At 62.0% G+C, this 14,954-nt stretch carries 15 protein-coding genes; all 15 read right to left on the minus strand.

Translation table 11 applies throughout. The features are described 5' to 3' along the window. Positions 1-180: 180 nt before the first annotated feature. Positions 181-1,650, minus strand: a complete 1,470-nt coding sequence (locus FSO04_RS17285; protein WP_414693435.1) for a sigma-54 dependent transcriptional regulator — start codon at positions 1,648-1,650, stop codon at positions 181-183. Positions 1,651-1,935: 285 nt separating this feature from the next. Continuing rightward, the gene (locus FSO04_RS17290) at positions 1,936-2,898 is read right to left on the minus strand and encodes a type II secretion system F family protein (RefSeq protein ID WP_154560843.1); all 963 of its coding nucleotides are present in this window, start codon (positions 2,896-2,898) and stop codon (positions 1,936-1,938) included. Between the two features lie 48 nt (positions 2,899-2,946). Beyond that, on the minus strand, positions 2,947-3,924 hold the full coding sequence (locus FSO04_RS17295) for a type II secretion system F family protein (protein ID WP_154560844.1): 978 nt from the start codon (positions 3,922-3,924) through the stop codon (positions 2,947-2,949). A gap of 51 nt (positions 3,925-3,975) precedes the next feature. Then, positions 3,976-5,343: a TadA family conjugal transfer-associated ATPase gene (locus FSO04_RS17300; RefSeq protein WP_154560845.1), complete on the minus strand. Its 1,368-nt coding sequence runs from the start codon at positions 5,341-5,343 to the stop codon at positions 3,976-3,978. Between the two features lie 19 nt (positions 5,344-5,362). Next, the gene (locus tag FSO04_RS17305) at positions 5,363-6,574 is read right to left on the minus strand and encodes a CpaE/TadZ family protein (RefSeq protein ID WP_154560846.1); all 1,212 of its coding nucleotides are present in this window, start codon (positions 6,572-6,574) and stop codon (positions 5,363-5,365) included. 26 nt (positions 6,575-6,600) lie between these two features. After that, positions 6,601-7,065, minus strand: a complete 465-nt coding sequence (locus FSO04_RS17310; RefSeq protein ID WP_154560847.1) for a TadE/TadG family type IV pilus assembly protein — start codon at positions 7,063-7,065, stop codon at positions 6,601-6,603. Continuing rightward, positions 7,062-7,571: a TadE/TadG family type IV pilus assembly protein gene (locus FSO04_RS17315; protein WP_166618198.1), complete on the minus strand. Its 510-nt coding sequence runs from the start codon at positions 7,569-7,571 to the stop codon at positions 7,062-7,064. The genes FSO04_RS17310 and FSO04_RS17315 overlap by 4 nt, the downstream gene beginning before the upstream one ends. 39 nt (positions 7,572-7,610) lie before the next feature. Beyond that, positions 7,611-8,864 (minus strand): TadE/TadG family type IV pilus assembly protein, encoded by a 1,254-nt coding sequence (locus FSO04_RS17320; protein WP_154560849.1) that lies wholly within the window; start codon positions 8,862-8,864, stop codon positions 7,611-7,613. Positions 8,865-8,888: 24 nt separating this feature from the next. After that, positions 8,889-9,200, minus strand: a complete 312-nt coding sequence (locus FSO04_RS17325) for a hypothetical protein (protein WP_154560850.1) — start codon at positions 9,198-9,200, stop codon at positions 8,889-8,891. 21 nt (positions 9,201-9,221) lie between these two features. Next, positions 9,222-11,174, minus strand: a complete 1,953-nt coding sequence (locus tag FSO04_RS17330) for a type II and III secretion system protein family protein (protein ID WP_154560851.1) — start codon at positions 11,172-11,174, stop codon at positions 9,222-9,224. Between the two features lie 104 nt (positions 11,175-11,278). Continuing rightward, positions 11,279-12,115: a Flp pilus assembly protein CpaB gene (cpaB, locus tag FSO04_RS17335; RefSeq protein WP_154560852.1), complete on the minus strand. Its 837-nt coding sequence runs from the start codon at positions 12,113-12,115 to the stop codon at positions 11,279-11,281. A gap of 37 nt (positions 12,116-12,152) precedes the next feature. Next, entirely contained in the window at positions 12,153-13,550 is a 1,398-nt protein-coding gene (locus tag FSO04_RS17340; protein ID WP_154560853.1) for an ATP-binding protein, read from the minus strand. Between the two features lie 88 nt (positions 13,551-13,638). After that, positions 13,639-14,175, minus strand: coding sequence for an A24 family peptidase (locus FSO04_RS17345; RefSeq protein WP_154560854.1), 537 nt, complete (start codon positions 14,173-14,175; stop codon positions 13,639-13,641). A gap of 200 nt (positions 14,176-14,375) precedes the next feature. After that, on the minus strand, positions 14,376-14,585 hold the full coding sequence (locus FSO04_RS17350) for a Flp family type IVb pilin (protein WP_154560920.1): 210 nt from the start codon (positions 14,583-14,585) through the stop codon (positions 14,376-14,378). Positions 14,586-14,691: 106 nt separating this feature from the next. Then, positions 14,692-14,862: a Flp family type IVb pilin gene (locus FSO04_RS17355; RefSeq protein ID WP_154560855.1), complete on the minus strand. Its 171-nt coding sequence runs from the start codon at positions 14,860-14,862 to the stop codon at positions 14,692-14,694. Positions 14,863-14,954 lie beyond the last annotated feature (92 nt).

A 14,954-nucleotide genomic window follows, 5' to 3' on the forward strand; every position in this document is an offset into this window, starting at 1 on the left:
TTGCTTGGGCAATTATTGCCTAAGCTGATCAGCCGCGTCGACAGGTCGCGGAAATGACATGGCATGGCATGTGTGCGGATCAAGAGGTCGAGTACCAGCCACATTTATCGTCACTCGCTATTGCGCAACCGCCGCACGACAACCCGGGTGACTATTTTGACGAGATCGGAAAGTCGCAAATCAGGTGGATATATCCCCATTCAGTTCCTCATCCGTATCGTCCAAAGCCGTATCTTCCGCGACGTATATTCCGTACGCGACCATTCGCCGATATAGCGTGGCGCGCGAAATTCCGAGGGCCGTCGCCGTTTCTCCCGGCCGGTGATCGTGGCTTAGCAAAGCGGTTTCGATCGCACTGCGCTCGGCTTGTTCGCGTATACGGTCGAGCGTCATCCTTTCTCCGGCCGGCTGCGATTCGAGGTCGAGATCACGGGGTGTCAGCAGCCTGCCTTCGGCCATGACCAGCGCATGGCGCACGCGATTGATCAACTCGCGCACGTTCCCCGGCCAGTGGTAGCTGCACATGGCGTCGATGGCCGATGGCGTGAAGCCGTGAATCTTGTGGGTGCTATCGGTCTTGTACTTCTGCAGGACGTAGTGCGCGAGGATTTCGATGTCCTTGCCGCGTGCGCTCAGCGGCGGTTCGTTGATGCGCAGCACGCACAGGCGATGGAACAGGTCGGTGCGGAAGCGGCCAGCGAGTATCGCGGCTTCGAGGTCGACGTGGGTCGCTGAGATGATGCGTATGTCGACGGGAATCGATTCGTTGCCACCGAGCCGTTCAATTTTGCCTTCCTGCAGAAAGCGCAGCAGGCCCGCCTGGGCTTCGAACGGCATGTCGCCGATTTCATCGAGAAACAGGGTGCCCCCGTTCGCCGACTCGATGCGGCCAATCCTGCGCCCGTCCGCGCCTGTGAACGCGCCACGCTCATAGCCGAACAGTTCAGACTGCAAAAGATGATGCGGAATCGCGCCGCAATTGATCGCAACGAAAGGCGCTTTGCGGCGCGGCGAGCATCTGTGAATCGCGAGGGCGGTGAGTTCTTTTCCGGTACCTGATTGGCCGGAGATGAACACGCTGGCGTTCGTATTGGCGAACTTGCGGATGGTGCTGTAAAGCTGCTGCATGGCTTCGCAGGTGCCCACCATCGTACTGTCATCCGTGAGCAGGGTATCGGCGGCCGTATCGACGTAATCCAATGCCGCCATGCCTCGCGCGTGCCCGAGCGCATGCGAAATCCACTCGGGAGGCAGCGGCAGCGTGACGTAGTCGAAACAAAAATTGCGAATCAGTTCGCGAACCGCCTTGCTTGCCGTTTGGCCTTCAGCAGCGATTGCCACCCAGCCGATCGCAGTCTGGCTCAGACATGCCTTGAGGGTAGGAAAGTCGCGCGGCGTGAAACCGTCGAAATCGATGAGACCGGCGGCGACGCCTGATTTTTTCGTCGCAGCCTCGGCGCCGGCGGCGGTTTTCGCCACGACGACTTCCCAGCCGGCTGAGCGCATCTCCGCGAGGAGCGCGTTGTTAGGTGCGCGAGCAACGCAGATCACACGCCGCAGGGTGTCCGACTGGGGCGAGGGCGTGGACTGCGTTGAGTCGGCCGTCACGCAGGCACTCGTTTGGAATTGGTCAGGTGATTTTGGCATGATATTCCCCCTTGCCGTCTTTCTTATTTCATTGCCCGCCTGAAAATCGGCAGCGCAACGACGTCCGTCGCTTCGATGCTACTCGCTGCGGACGCCGCAAACAAAGAATCTTGATGCTGCGGCTACAGCGCGGTACGCAAAACTTCTATACAGGGATAACGTCCCGACTCGCCGGTGGACAAATGCGCACTTATACCGAGGAAATAAGATTCGAAACGCGTCGCCGATGACCGACGCGCGCAGTGCCGTCTCGTGTTTCCCTGGCAGTGCAACTCGCTCGACCACCTGCTAGCCGCCACTCAAAGTGGGGAGGAGAACCCGGTAGATGTGGATAAACGCCGGCCCCAGCAGGACGGTGAGAAGGGCAGGAAAGATGCAGAAAATGAGCGGAAATAGTAGTTTCAGCGCGATTTTCGATGCCTGTTCTTCGGCGCGCGTCCGGCGGCGTGAGCGCAGCGTGTCCGAAAGCACGCGCAACGAGGCGCCGATGCTGGTGCCGAAACGTTCGGCCTGAACCAGCATTGCGCAAAAGGAATCGACATCCTCGACACCGGTGCGCAAAGCAAGATTGCGTAACGCCTTCTCCTTGGCAAACCCGGAGCGCATTTCGAGCAGCATCAGTTGGAGTTCGCTGGCGACCACCGGGCTGCGCAGTTCGATTTCTCCCGCCACTTTCATCAACGCCGCGTCGAGGCTGAGGCCCGCTTCGACGCACACTGTTAGCAGGTCGAGCGCGTCGGGAAAATCTTCGAAAATTGCCCGCTTGCGCCATGCAATGCGGCGCGTCAGCACGAAATTCGGCAGGTAGTAGCCGATCGCGCCGAGCAGGGCGAGCAGGGACAGCAACACGTACTGCTGCGTCGCGAGCGAGGTATTGGCCAGCCACGTAAGTGCAATCAGCGGCAGCGCGAGCGCGAGCAGGGTTTTCGCGGCGAAATAGAGTGCGGCGGCCCCCTGCGTGCGCCAACCCGCATTCATCATTTGCACGCGTAGTGCCGAGTTTTCCCAGCCCTCAGTCGGGATCGACAGTTTCGAAATCGGCTGCGAAATCTCGGCGAGCTTTTCGAGCCATGCCGAGCCTGACGGCATGGTGCCGGGGTCGGACATGGGGAGGGTGGTCCCGCCTGCCTGTTCGATACGCCGACGCATATCGCGCGGCGAGAATAGCAGCATTGCGGCGAATACCGCGCCGAACACCACGGCGAAAAGGCCGACCAGCAACAGCATATGCATTGAGTCGAGCGTTTGCATGACAGCTCCTTAATTTCCTGATCTGCGGCGCGTGTGCGAAAAGTGCAATCAGACGCGAATTTTCACGATGCGCCGCATCCACAGCACGCCGCATAACATGGAGAACACCACTGTCTCGACGACCTTGAGGCCGGCCGGGTCCTGCCACAGCACTTCGAGGAACGTGGGGTTAAGGACCATCATGAACCCCGCGGTGACAAAGGGCAGCAGGCCAAGTATCCACGCCGACAACTTGCCCTCGGCAGACAGCACGCGGATCTTGTCGAACAGCTTCATACGTTCGCGGATCAGCGTTGCAATGCTGTCCAGTATCTCCGCGAGATTGCCGCCCGTCTCCCGCTGAATGAGGACGGCGATCACGAAGTAACGCAGATCGCGGATCGGCACGCGCGTCGCGAGATTCATCAAGGCCTCGTTCAGTGAGACGCCGTAGTTGATTTCGTCGAAGGTGATGCGGAATTCACCCCCCATCGGCTCGGCGAATTCGGTGCCGACCATGCCGATTGCGCTAGAGAACGCATGTCCTGCGCGTAGCGGGCGGCTAATCATGTCGGCGACGTCAGGCAACTGGCGTTCAAGTTGGCGCAGCCGCTTGCTACGCCGCCGGCTCACATGGAGGAACGGCAGCACTGATGCGGACAAGGCGCCGAGCGCGGCGATCGTCGTCGGTACGGGCGTGAGCGTGGCGAGAGCGAGCACGGTGGCAGGCAGAACGAAAGTCGTACCGATCAACCGCGCAATCGACCACTTGAGCCCGGATTGCTGGATCCACAAGTCGAGCGTCTGGATGCGAGGCAGTTGCATCAGCAGCTTGTCGAGCAGTGCCGACTCACTCAACATGCGCTGCTTCAGGATCGTCAAGCGTTCCTTATGAACCTGGCCGCCGGCGGATAGTGCGCGGATACGCGATTCGATCCGGCGGGCGGCAGGGCCGTGACGATTGTTCCACCACTGGTAACCGCCCTCGAGCGCGAGCACGACAGCGAGGAACAGCAGGATGGCGAATGCATAAAAGATCGGGGTCATGCGTGTCTCCTGAGACCGCAGAGAGTCAATGAGCGGATCGGGTCAGCCGGATCACGTGGTTTCGAAATGCCGTCCGGGATCGTAGATAGCGTCAGGCAATGCAATGCCGAACGCCTGCAAGCGCTCGGCGAATTTGGGCCGCACGCCGGTCGCGCAAAACCGCCCGCGCACGTTGCCGTTCTCGTCCATGCCGGTTCGCTTGAACGTGAAGATTTCCTGCATGTTGATGATGTCGTCCTCCATGCCGGTGATCTCCTGAATGCTAACGATCTTGCGTTTGCCGTCAGTCAGCCGGGCAGCCTGGATCACGACCGAGATGGCCGATGAAACTTGCTGGCGCATGGTTTTGGTCGGCAGCGACAGGCCCCCGAGGTTGATCATGTTTTCGAGGCGAGTCAGTGCATCGCGCGGGGTATTCGCGTGGATGGTGGCGAGCGATCCTTCGTGACCGGTGTTCATCGCGTTGAGCATGTCGAGCGCCTCGGCGCCGCGCACCTCACCGAGGATGATGCGATCAGGCCGCATCCGCAGGGCATTGCGCACCAGCGTGCGCTGCGTGATCTCGCCGCGCCCTTCGATGTTGGGCGGCCGCGTTTCGAGTCGCAGCACGTGCTGCTGCCGCATTTGCAGTTCCGCCGCGTCTTCGATCGTCACAATGCGCTCATCGTCCGGTATGAAGCCGGACAGGACATTGAGCAGCGTCGTCTTGCCGCTGCCGGTCCCTCCCGACACCAGGATGTTCACCTTCGCGCGCGCCAGCGCTTCGAGTACTTCCGCCATCGGCGGCGTGAGGCTCTGCAACTGGACCAGGTCGGAGACTTGCAGCGGATTGACCGCGAAGCGCCGGATCGAGAGCAGCGGTCCGTCGACCGCGGATGGCGGAATGATTGCATTGACCCGTGAGCCATCTGGAAGACGGGCGTCGACCATCGGGCTCGATTCATCGATCCGCCGTCCGACGCGCGACACGATCTTCTCGATCACCTTCATGAGGTGCGCGTCATCGTAGAACGTCACGTCGGTCAGTTCGAGCCGGCCTTTGCGTTCGACGTAGGTGTGCTTGTATGTGTTGACCAGAATGTCGGATATCGTCGGATCGCGCAGCAGGCTTTCCAGAGGACCGAACCCGAACATCTCGTCATGGACGTCGATCACCAGCTGCCGGCGTTCGAGATCGTTGGCCGGCGCTTTCTCTTCTTCGAGAATGCGCGTAATGAGCGCGCCGATTTCGTGACGGATCTGCTCGGAAGGCATTCGCGCCAGACGTTCCAGTTCGACTCGCTCGAGCACGCACTGATGTATTTCCCGTTTCAGTTTCTGGTAAGCACTCCGCGCCATTTGGTTCGGCGAGTACTGTGCGTTTTCGCGTTCGCCGAACGGCTGCACGCGTTGAGCGGAAATCTGTTCACGCAGCGACATGATGGTCTCCTGGGGTGTATTACATAGCCTTGAGCTTCGGTGCCGGGCTGCGTCCGAAGAAGCGGGTGAGCAGCGGCTCGCCCTTCACGCGCACCCCCTCGGGTCCCGCCGACAGGCTGACAATGTTGTTTGCGAGCGCAAGCAGACTGCGCGACACGGTGTTATTGCGGCTCATCTTTGTGATCGGCACGCCGTGGTTCACGGATTCCGACACGGTCTCGGTGTCTTCCGGGATGACCTGATAGGGGTGCATGCCGAGAACTTCCTCCAGCGCGGCCCGTGCGCGCTCCCCATGGCGCGTGTACCGGTTCAGAAGCAGCCGGGTACGGTCAGCCGGATAAGCGAGCGACGCCAGAATCTCCTGCAGACGCCGGCCCGCGCGTACATGCGGCATGCTCGCCTGCAAGACGAGATGGATCTGGTTGCTGCGATCGAGCGCCAGGATGGAGAGCGGATTGATGGACTGGCCGAGATCGAAAATCACCACGTCGTAACGCGGAACGGCGACGCCTAGAATCCATTCGAGCCTTTCCTCCTTGATCTCCGACGCTTTGATAGGGTCGCCGGCGCCGGCGAGTATGTGGAACGTGTCGCTCGCGTGCACGAGGCACGCGTCGAAGAAGGCTGCGTCCATCCGCTCTACCTGCGCACACATCTGCGGCAAGGTCGAGGGTGGTTTTTCGTCGGTGACGAGAAAGGCTGCGTCCCCGAAGAGCTGACTGAGGTCGATCAGCAGCACACGTTTTTGCTGGCTATCCGAGATCGCATGAGCCACGTTGCTGGCGATGAAGCTGGTTCCCGCTCCGCCCTTGCAGGACAGGAACGAAACGATCTGCGTTTCGTGCGCGCCATTTTTTTGCACCAACTGGCTCTCGATGCGCGACAGCGCTTCACCGAGCGAAGCCTTGTTGAGCGGCCAGCCGAGCACGTCGCGAAAGCCGGCGCGCATGGCTTCGATCAGCGTCTGTGGCGACGCATCGGGCATCAGCAGGATCGATGTGACCTGCGGGCGCCGTTGGCACAGTTTGCCGACAACCGGAAGCTCGGCGGTTTCGAGCGACGAAGCGTCGACGATCAGCACGTCGAAGGCGTCGAGGCTATCGCCGCGCTCTACTAGCGACGACGGTCTGCCGGCCACGCGGGTGGTGCGATAGTTGCCGCATTCGCCGATCAGACTCACGATCTGGGACAACCGTGCGGCGTTTTCCGAAGTGATGAGAATGTTGATCATGGTCGTGGCTGCCTGGATATGTTGTGTTATTGACAGACGGTGCCGCCTGTCGACGTCGCGAGACTTTCGCGCGGCAGGGTGGTGGTGAGCGGTGGCATCTTGAGCGTGAGGGGCACGAACGGAATCATGGTTTTCACGCTGACGTTGGTCACGCTGACGGTGACTAACGTGCACGTGCTGCGTGCAGTGGCGGCGTCGGAGTCGCAACCAGAGGGTGTGTACGTAACGCTCACGTTGGACGTGGCGAGCAACGGCAGCAGGTTTGTGATCCTGCTTTTGATCACCGTGGCATCGGCATCGCAGACCGTGGCGGTACGTGCGCCGAGGCGCACCGCTTCACTCGCGGTGTTCCAGTAAAAAAGCGCACGGCTCAGTTCGCAAACGCCGATCAGCAAGGTGCACAAGATGCCTGCGACCAGCGCGAACTCCACGGCGGCAGCACCGCGTTGTGCGCGTAGCCGAAGTGGCTGGGAAACGGGGCTCGGGTTCATGACACTTGCCTCATCACGGTGACGATGTTGCCGAACTTCAGCGTAGACAGATTGAAGTAGTTCAGGATCGGGGAGTACGGATACCCCTTGATCTTGACTTCGACAAGATTGATGCTGCCGGCTGCGTTCGAAGGCCCGGTTCCGTTGTTGTTGTCATAGGTCGGGACGTTGGTGAACTGCGCCGGGTCGGAGGCATCGGCGCAACTGGTCGTGTGCGCGCTGTCGCACACGATCACCATCGAGGTCGTCAAACCGGTTACGAGCTCCGTACCGCTGCCCGGCGCCGCGCAGGTCGTACTGCCATAGACGGCGAGACACTGGGCCTGCGCGAGCGGGTAGGCGCTATCGCTCGGCAGGTAGGTGGACAGATAGCGAGCGGCATCGCGCGTGGCTTTCGTGAGCGCTTCGTACTGATAAATTGCGTGGCCAAATTCGGCCACGCCGGCGACGAGCATCACGAGCGGAATCAGCACGATGGCGAATTCCACCGCGGCGACACCGCGCATGCGTGCTGGACGGGTAGAGCGTTTGTTCATGACAGTCCCCTATTGCAGCAATACTGGTACTTGCGGCCCGACCGAACTGCCGGAACCAGGCACACCCTGCGTTGCACACGGGCTTCCCGGCGCCGACGACGAACCGCGGTACTCCAGATGGACCGGGCCGGCCGTCCCGCCGGAGTCCATCGGGTCGAGCATCAGCACGCAATCCCAGGAAATGACCGGAGCCTGGTGGCTGCTCGCCAGCACGCCGCAATCCAGTTCGGGGGCGAGTGCGAGACGCCGGTCGGCGCCGAGCGGGTAGTTGCTGGCGCTGTACGTGCCTTTGGTGTTGGAGCCGGTGACCTTGTCGCCCTGATAGGGCTGAAACGTTTTGCGCTCGTTGACGAAGTCGCTATATGCGTTGCTCTGCGCGGTCCACGTTGTTGCGGTGTAAGCGTATCCGGTGAAATCGGGCTGGCCGTCGGCAGGTCCCTTGAACGAGGTGCCGTAGATACCAAAGCGTGTATTCCAGGCGCCTGAGTCGGCGACCATGTTGCCTGTCGAGCCGATGTTCGCGCCGGTGGCGGGCAAGGAGCAAAAATTTCCAGTCAATTCATTCTTGATCGAATTGGCACTGTTGCTGCCGTCGAGGGCGGCCCAGCCGAAGTTGCCTGGTCCGTATGCTGGAGAGGCGCCGATTTTCGACGCGATCCACTGCCCGACCGTATACGTCTCGCCTGCGGTCGGCGGCGTAGTCTCCGTTCCGGCCTTGCAGATGAACGCCGGAATCGCACAGGTGGTTTGCGCGGCACCGACGGTTGCAACGGCCGTAGCGGAAACGGTTGCATTAGCTACGCTCGTGCCGCTGAACGCGCCAAGCACCTGGATGAACCAGTTTGCAATGTTCGCCTTGGACGTTGTGCATTTTGCGTACTTGATGTTCACCGGGGTGGCGACGGAACTCTTCGGCAGGAACGGGTTGCTCAGCGAATCGCTGAACAGCACGCTGCTGTCTGTTGTCATCTGCACGGCGCCGCTCTGGAACAGCGCGTAGTTGAGGTGGCCGGCAGTGATGCCGGCCGCCTCGGAGACAGACAGATTGACTGTTGCACCGGTGAGATCGCGTGCGGCGGCCAGCGCACAGGCATCGGCGCTGTTCTGCAACTCGCTTCGGGTCACGTACAGCTTGCCGAGATCGAGCGCGAGGCCGACGAAGCCGATCAGCGCCACGAGCGACAACGCGACGATGATGGACACTGCGCCGCGCTCGCCTCGACGAGCCGCACCACACCTGCCTGACTGATTGACGCTACGCATGACGCCCCCCCGAGCATATTGTTCTTACTGACCGCTGGCCCCGCCGCCCCCGCTTCCGATGCCGATGACAAACGCGTTCGGCGACGGTGGGGGTTGTTGAAATGATCTGTCGTAGGTGTCCATCGCCGAAGCGGCGGACTTGCCGTCCATGCTCTGAGCCGCCTGAGCGTGTTCTGCCGCGTGCGGATCGATGATCTGCGCCTGAGTGACGGTTTTGAGCGCCTCGCCAAAATGCGCGTCCCAGATCGGCGTGCTCGACATGCAACCGCCGAGCGCTGCACAGACCGGCACGATGAGCGCGGCCCAGCGTGCGAAAGCAAAGTGTTCTTGTTTCATGAGATTCCCCTTGGCATCACATCAATGTTCGATCGCGTGGGTGGAAGCGTCCGCGTTCGCGACTTCTTGCGGAACCTTGCGGGAGGCGATCCGTGCCGCGGCGCTTTCGATACGGGCGGCGCGGGCCGCCTGTTCGGCGTCCGCGGATCGTGGCGTGTCCGTTAGCGGCGCCGCCGAGCCCGCCGCCGTATCCGGCATGGGGCGCGACCGGTCGGCGCTGGGCGTCGCGGCCTGCGGGCCGGGCTGCGGCAACGCCGTCGCAACGGGCCCGGTGGGCGGTTGCGGCGCCGGTGCGGGCGAGGGCAGCGGTGCCGCCGGGCTCACCGAAGCCGGGGCTGGCATGGGCGAGGCAGCCGGGGCAGTGCCGGCAGGCGCGGCACGCATTTTCGGGTGACGGCCTTCCATGTTGCCGGTTGCGTAGACGTCGGCTTCGTTCGGTTGCGAGAAGCTGTCCGTCGGCAGCGGCAGGTCGGCGGTCTGCAGCGGCTTGACGAGATGCGGCGTGATGATGAACACCAGTTCCGTGAGGTCCTGCTGGAATGACGTGCTGCGTGCCAGCGCTCCGAGCACCGGCACTTCGCCGATGCCGGGAATGGCTTTCAGCGCGCCGGTCACGTTGCTCTTCATCAGGCCGCCGATCGCAAACGACTCGCCGTCGTTCATCTGGACCATCGTGGATGCACGACGCGTCGTGATGAGCGGCAGAATCGACACACCGCTCACGTTAGTCGCGCTGAGCGTGATGCCGGTTGGCGACAGCTCGGACACTTCAGGTGCGACCTTCAGGCTGATGCGGCCGTTGGCGAGAACGGTCGGCGTGAACTTCAGGCCGACACCGAACTCCTCTTCCTGCAGGGTGATGGTCGTCGCCCCCGTGCTGCTGCTCTGCGGCACTGGAATGAAGATCTTGCCACCGGCGAGGAAAGTAGCCTCCTGGCCGCTGATGGCGACGAGGTTCGGTTCGGCGAGGATCTTGACGAGGTCGTCCGTCTTCTGCGCGTCGATGGCGAAGCTTAACGGGCGGTTGTTCGCCTTGCTGCCCGAGATGAGGCTCGTTACACCGGCCAGCAGGTTGCTCGCGAGCACGCCGCTCCATGAGCCGAAGCCACCCTGAATGTTGAGCGCCGCGCCCATCTGGTTGATGAGCGTCTTCGACACCTCGGCGACTTTGACTTCGAGCATCACCTGCTGCGGCGAGTCGACCGTCATCATGTTGATCACTTCGGCCGGCTTGCTGGTGCTCGAACTCTGCTGATTCACGGGAGTCCCGTTGCCGAGGACACCGGTTCCGCTCTGCGATTGCTGGGTGGGCTGTGCGCTCGCAAAGGCCTTCGCGATCTCCAGCGCCTGCTGGGCAGCCGGCGAGCTCGACACGCTTCCCCCGAGCACCAGGTTGCCCGCAGCGGTCGATACGCGGATGCCACGCTCGCCGGGCAACAGTTGTCCGAGCGATTGCTGCAAGCCGTTGGCGTCGATGTTGACGATCACATCGATAATCTGGCATCCGCCGCTGCGTCCCTGAACGATCATGTTGGTCGTGCCGACCGCCATGCCGACGAGGTAAAGCGTGCGCGGCGACACCAGCGTGGCTTGCACGATCGTCGGATTGCCGAGCGTGCGATTGCGTGCCGGTTCGGCGAGCGGCAAGAGTGTCGACTTGCCGACCGGCACGACGACGCTGGTTTCTTCGTGGATCTCTCCAGTGCAGTTCGGGCCGCGCATTGGCACGGATGCGCCGGCTGCCCCGCCAGCCGGCATTGGCGCCATGCTGACCATCATCGGCGTTGGCGCGCGGCCCACCGGCAACGGCGCATTCGGCCGGGCCTTCGCGAGCACTGGGCTCTCGAGCGCTTCCTGCGCTGAGCCGTTTTGTGCGACAAGCAATCCGGTGCACAACGCCGAGGCGAGTACGACGCCGCTCAGCGAGCGGTTACGTATCGCACCACCGGTTGAGAACCTCAGTTTCGTTTTCATTTTCCTGCCCCCGTTTCTCGACATCGGTCGATCGAGACTTCCGTTATTTGCCTTAGTGGTGCCAGTTGCAGCGGCTCGTCTTCGCAGACGCCGCCGCATCCGCCCTAGAAACATTCGACACTGCCCAACGCACCCGAGAGGACGCCCACGCAATCTCGCTTCGCCGCTGGTCGTGCGGCGTAGTGCACGCGCGCCGGACGCGCGGGCAAAGCGGCAGGTGCCGAGGCCGGTACCGCTGCAGGTGTGCCGAGCAGCGTGAACTTCGTGGCGCCGCCGGTCGCCTGCATCGCCTTATCAACCTGGTTGCGCAACACCAGCGACAACGTGCCGACGCTGCGCGCAAGGTCGAGTTTTTCCGCCTGGTCAGGCGTGACTTCGAGCGTGACCGCGTTGACGACCTTCGGCGCCGTGTCGTCGCGATTGACCTGCTGGGCCACCGCGAGCACCAGGATCTTTTCCAGCACAATCTTCGAGATGCTTTGCTGAGCGTCGCTCTTGCCCGGTTCCTGAGTGTTCACGATGACGTCGACGTAGTTGCCCGGCAGCGCGAAGCCCGCTACGCCGACCACGTCGTTGACGCGGACCGTGATGGCGCGGCTACCTTCGCCGATGACAGCGGAGAGGCCGCCTTTGGTGCCGATCGGTGCGAGCTTCGCCTCGATCACGGGCTCGCCGCGCCCGAGACTCGTACGCACCACACGGCCCTCGAGCGATTTCGGATCGGTGAATGCACCCGGCGGCACACTTCCCGTCGGCCAGTTGACGGTGCGGATCAGGCTGGCGTTGAGCGGCTCGCCGAGACTGACATCGCCCGCCGCAACCGCGATAGGCGTAACCGCGTTCGACGAGGTTTGTATCAGCCATCGAGAAGCGAAGACCACGGCGGCCAGACCGGCCAGCATGGCGACGGCCAGCATGACTAAAGCGCGACTGTTTTTCATGGTGATACTCCTGCGTAGGTCGTTGGACACTTGCCGGTCAACCGGCGGCTAACTGTTGGCCCGGCCGGTCGGCCGTAGGTGGGTAAGTACTGTCGTGGTCCATCGCGGTGCCGAAATAGCTGTGCCATGCTTCGCGCAGTCCATCCCCCGTCACTTCGCGCGCCGTGCCGCGGTAGTGCGCCGTGGCGGAGACCAGATTGAGCAGATCGCCTGGATAGCAGGCCAGGAACGGTTTGCCGGTCGGGAGATGCAGGTTGTGGAGCAGGTAATCGAATGAGGCTTGCGTAGCAGTGAGCTTGAGTGCAGCACAACGCGCGTTGAAGACCGCGCGATAGTCGTCGACCGATAAGGGTCCGACGTACAGCTTCGAGCCGAGCCGGCGCAGGAATGCGTCGTCGAATTGGGCCGGAGCAAGATTGGTGGAGAACACCGGCCATACGTCGAAGGGCGCAACGAAGCGCGAGCCGGATTGCAGCGTGAACTGATCGACACCCCGATCGAGCGGCATCAACCAGCGGTTGAGCAGGTCGTGAGGCGCGATGCGTTGGCGCCCAAGATCGTCGACGATATACAGACCCATGTTTGCTTTCATGTGCGGTGGTGCCTGGTAGAAGCCGGCCGTGGCGTCATGGCGCAGGTCGAGCGCTTCGAGCGTCAGCTCGCCGCCTGAGATCACCACCGGGCGGCGGCACATGCGCCAGCGCCGGTCGCTCGTCTGCGTCTGGCTCTGCTCGGGTGCGTCGCGATGCACGAGTGGATCGTAAAGCTGCACGATTTCGCCGCCGACGTAGAGCGCATAGGGAATCGGCACGTTGCCGCGCAGCAGCAGTCCGAGCCGCTCGGCGAGGAACGTTTTGCCGCTTCCTGCGAGGCCGTGCAGCATCAAAGGCCGCCCGGCATTGAGCGATGTCGCCGCTGCACCGAGCAACGCGTGATCGACGACCACGTCGCGAAATGCCGAACTTACGTCACCTTGCGTGATGCGGATCCAACGAACCCAATGTTCGCGCACGCTTGCTGCATAGTCGTCGAACTCGACGGGGGCGGGGCCGCAATATCTGCAGCGCGTCATTTCGTCTTGTGCGAGATTGCGGCCGCTGTCCGTGAGGCGAAGCTGCACGTCGATGTCATTCGCGCCGCGGTGGGTGATCTCGACAAGGTGCTCGCGCACGAGAAATGCCAGCACGTCGTCGAGTACCCCCACCGACAACTTGTGCCGTTCGGCGAGATCCGCGAAACTCGACTTGCCGTGCAGCAGGACGGACTTGAGTACGAGCCGTGTCACGAACTCCTGCGGCAGTCCGGTTTCAGCGAGCGTGCGCGGAGCACGCAGCGACACGGTGGATTCTTCCGCATGACGGCCGTACGACGGCTCAGGCTCAGGAAGGTGCGTAACCTGTGCGACACTCCCGTTTTCAATGTTCTGCTGGTTCATCGCTCTTTTCTCCTGCCCGGTTTGCGACCGGCATCACAGGCTGTACGGTTCGGCTGTCCATGCTGGCGGCAACCCCGGATTTCTTCGGCTATGCAGCCGATGCGAACAACACGCCTAAAGTCCCTGCGGCAATGGCAACGCCGTAGGGCAGTGATCCAACCGATTCGATCTGCTGGTACTGAGGAATCCCGGCTATCTGTCGTCCGGGGGTCCACATGCTGCTTACGATGCACCAGAGATTCACGAGCAATTGCCTCGCGCGACGGCGCCGCAAGGTGACACACAGTGACCAGATCCCGCCCGCGATGAACGTTGCCAGGGCGATACGGACGGTCATCGCCGGCCCGACCCAGGCGCCGATCGTCAGAAGCAGTTTCACGTCGCCGGCGGCCATGCCCCGCAACAGATAGAAGGGCAGCAGCACCGCGAACCCGGTCAGGGCGCCCATGAGCCAGTCCGCACTTCCGGCAAGCGGGCCGTTCAGCCGGATCTGCACGATAAGTGCAGCGGCGAGGCCGATCGCGATGATCCGGTTCGGAATCCGCCGGCAAGTGAGATCCGTGCTGGCTGTCACGATGGCCAGCGCAATCACACATGCAGGAATGGGTTGTGGGGGCAGAAACATGGCGGGTCTCGATGAGTTTTGTCTGCGTTTATGAACGTGCCGCCGTGACCTTGGTCGCGATGTGCTGATAGATGTCGCTCCATGCGTGCATGGCTATCTCCCGAACTGATTCGTCGTCGGTTTCTGTCGACGGTGGAACACGCAATGATTCTGGGGAAGACGGGAGAGACGGAAAACCGCTCACCCGTCAAATCCCGTCTCTACAGATCGCTTGAGATGGTGTTGAACACCGCGTTCAGATCTGTCCCGACTAGCGCTACGGCAACGATGATGGCCACCGCGATTAGTGCGGCGATAAGGCCGTACTCGATGGCTGTCACGCCTTGTTCGTCCAACACGAAACGTCTGGTACGGGCTGCGTCGATCCGGAAGAGCTGCAGCAGCGTGACGCGCGATGCTGCTTCTCTCATCGCATTCATAGGTCACTCCTGTCTTGGTTGGGGGAGTCCTGCGAGAATCGAGGACCCGGCGGAGACGGACAAATCAACGGCTGGTCATTGTCCGTCGGCCCGCCGCTTACAGGTCACTCGCGATCGTGTTGAAGACCCCAGTCAGCTTTGTGCCAACGAGCGTTACGGCGACAATGATGGCCACGGCGATCAGTGATGCGATCAGTCCGTATTCGATAGCGGTTACACCATCTTCGTCACGAACGAAACGCTTGGCTTGGGCGATGATATGTTGCATGGCTAACTCCTTTGGATGGCTAATTAATAACCCTTGGCCAGAATTGGCTGAGGGAAGGTACTGCTGGCACTGCAGAAAAAAGGGCGCCGAGT

It is taken from the genome of Paraburkholderia madseniana, from assembly GCF_009690905.1.
Lineage (GTDB): Bacteria > Pseudomonadota > Gammaproteobacteria > Burkholderiales > Burkholderiaceae > Paraburkholderia > Paraburkholderia madseniana.

Coding starts and splice junctions, on each gene's coding strand:
- FSO04_RS17325 (WP_154560850.1), bottom strand. CDS start 9,200: ATGAAACAAGAACACTTTGCTTTCGCACGCTGGGCCGCGCTCATCGTG.
- FSO04_RS17290 (WP_154560843.1), bottom strand. CDS start 2,898: ATGCAAACGCTCGACTCAATGCATATGCTGTTGCTGGTCGGCCTTTTC.
- FSO04_RS17345 (WP_154560854.1), bottom strand. CDS start 14,175: ATGTTTCTGCCCCCACAACCCATTCCTGCATGTGTGATTGCGCTGGCC.
- cpaB (WP_154560852.1), bottom strand. CDS start 12,115: ATGAAAAACAGTCGCGCTTTAGTCATGCTGGCCGTCGCCATGCTGGCC.
- FSO04_RS17350 (WP_154560920.1), bottom strand. CDS start 14,585: ATGAGAGAAGCAGCATCGCGCGTCACGCTGCTGCAGCTCTTCCGGATC.
- FSO04_RS17355 (WP_154560855.1), bottom strand. CDS start 14,862: ATGCAACATATCATCGCCCAAGCCAAGCGTTTCGTTCGTGACGAAGAT.
- FSO04_RS17300 (WP_154560845.1), bottom strand. CDS start 5,343: ATGTCGCTGCGTGAACAGATTTCCGCTCAACGCGTGCAGCCGTTCGGC.
- FSO04_RS17340 (WP_154560853.1), bottom strand. CDS start 13,550: ATGAACCAGCAGAACATTGAAAACGGGAGTGTCGCACAGGTTACGCAC.
- FSO04_RS17320 (WP_154560849.1), bottom strand. CDS start 8,864: ATGCGTAGCGTCAATCAGTCAGGCAGGTGTGGTGCGGCTCGTCGAGGC.
- FSO04_RS17310 (WP_154560847.1), bottom strand. CDS start 7,065: ATGAACCCGAGCCCCGTTTCCCAGCCACTTCGGCTACGCGCACAACGC.
- FSO04_RS17295 (WP_154560844.1), bottom strand. CDS start 3,924: ATGACCCCGATCTTTTATGCATTCGCCATCCTGCTGTTCCTCGCTGTC.
- FSO04_RS17330 (WP_154560851.1), bottom strand. CDS start 11,174: ATGAAAACGAAACTGAGGTTCTCAACCGGTGGTGCGATACGTAACCGC.
- FSO04_RS17315 (WP_166618198.1), bottom strand. CDS start 7,571: ATGCGCGGTGTCGCCGCGGTGGAATTCGCCATCGTGCTGATTCCGCTC.
- FSO04_RS17305 (WP_154560846.1), bottom strand. CDS start 6,574: ATGATCAACATTCTCATCACTTCGGAAAACGCCGCACGGTTGTCCCAG.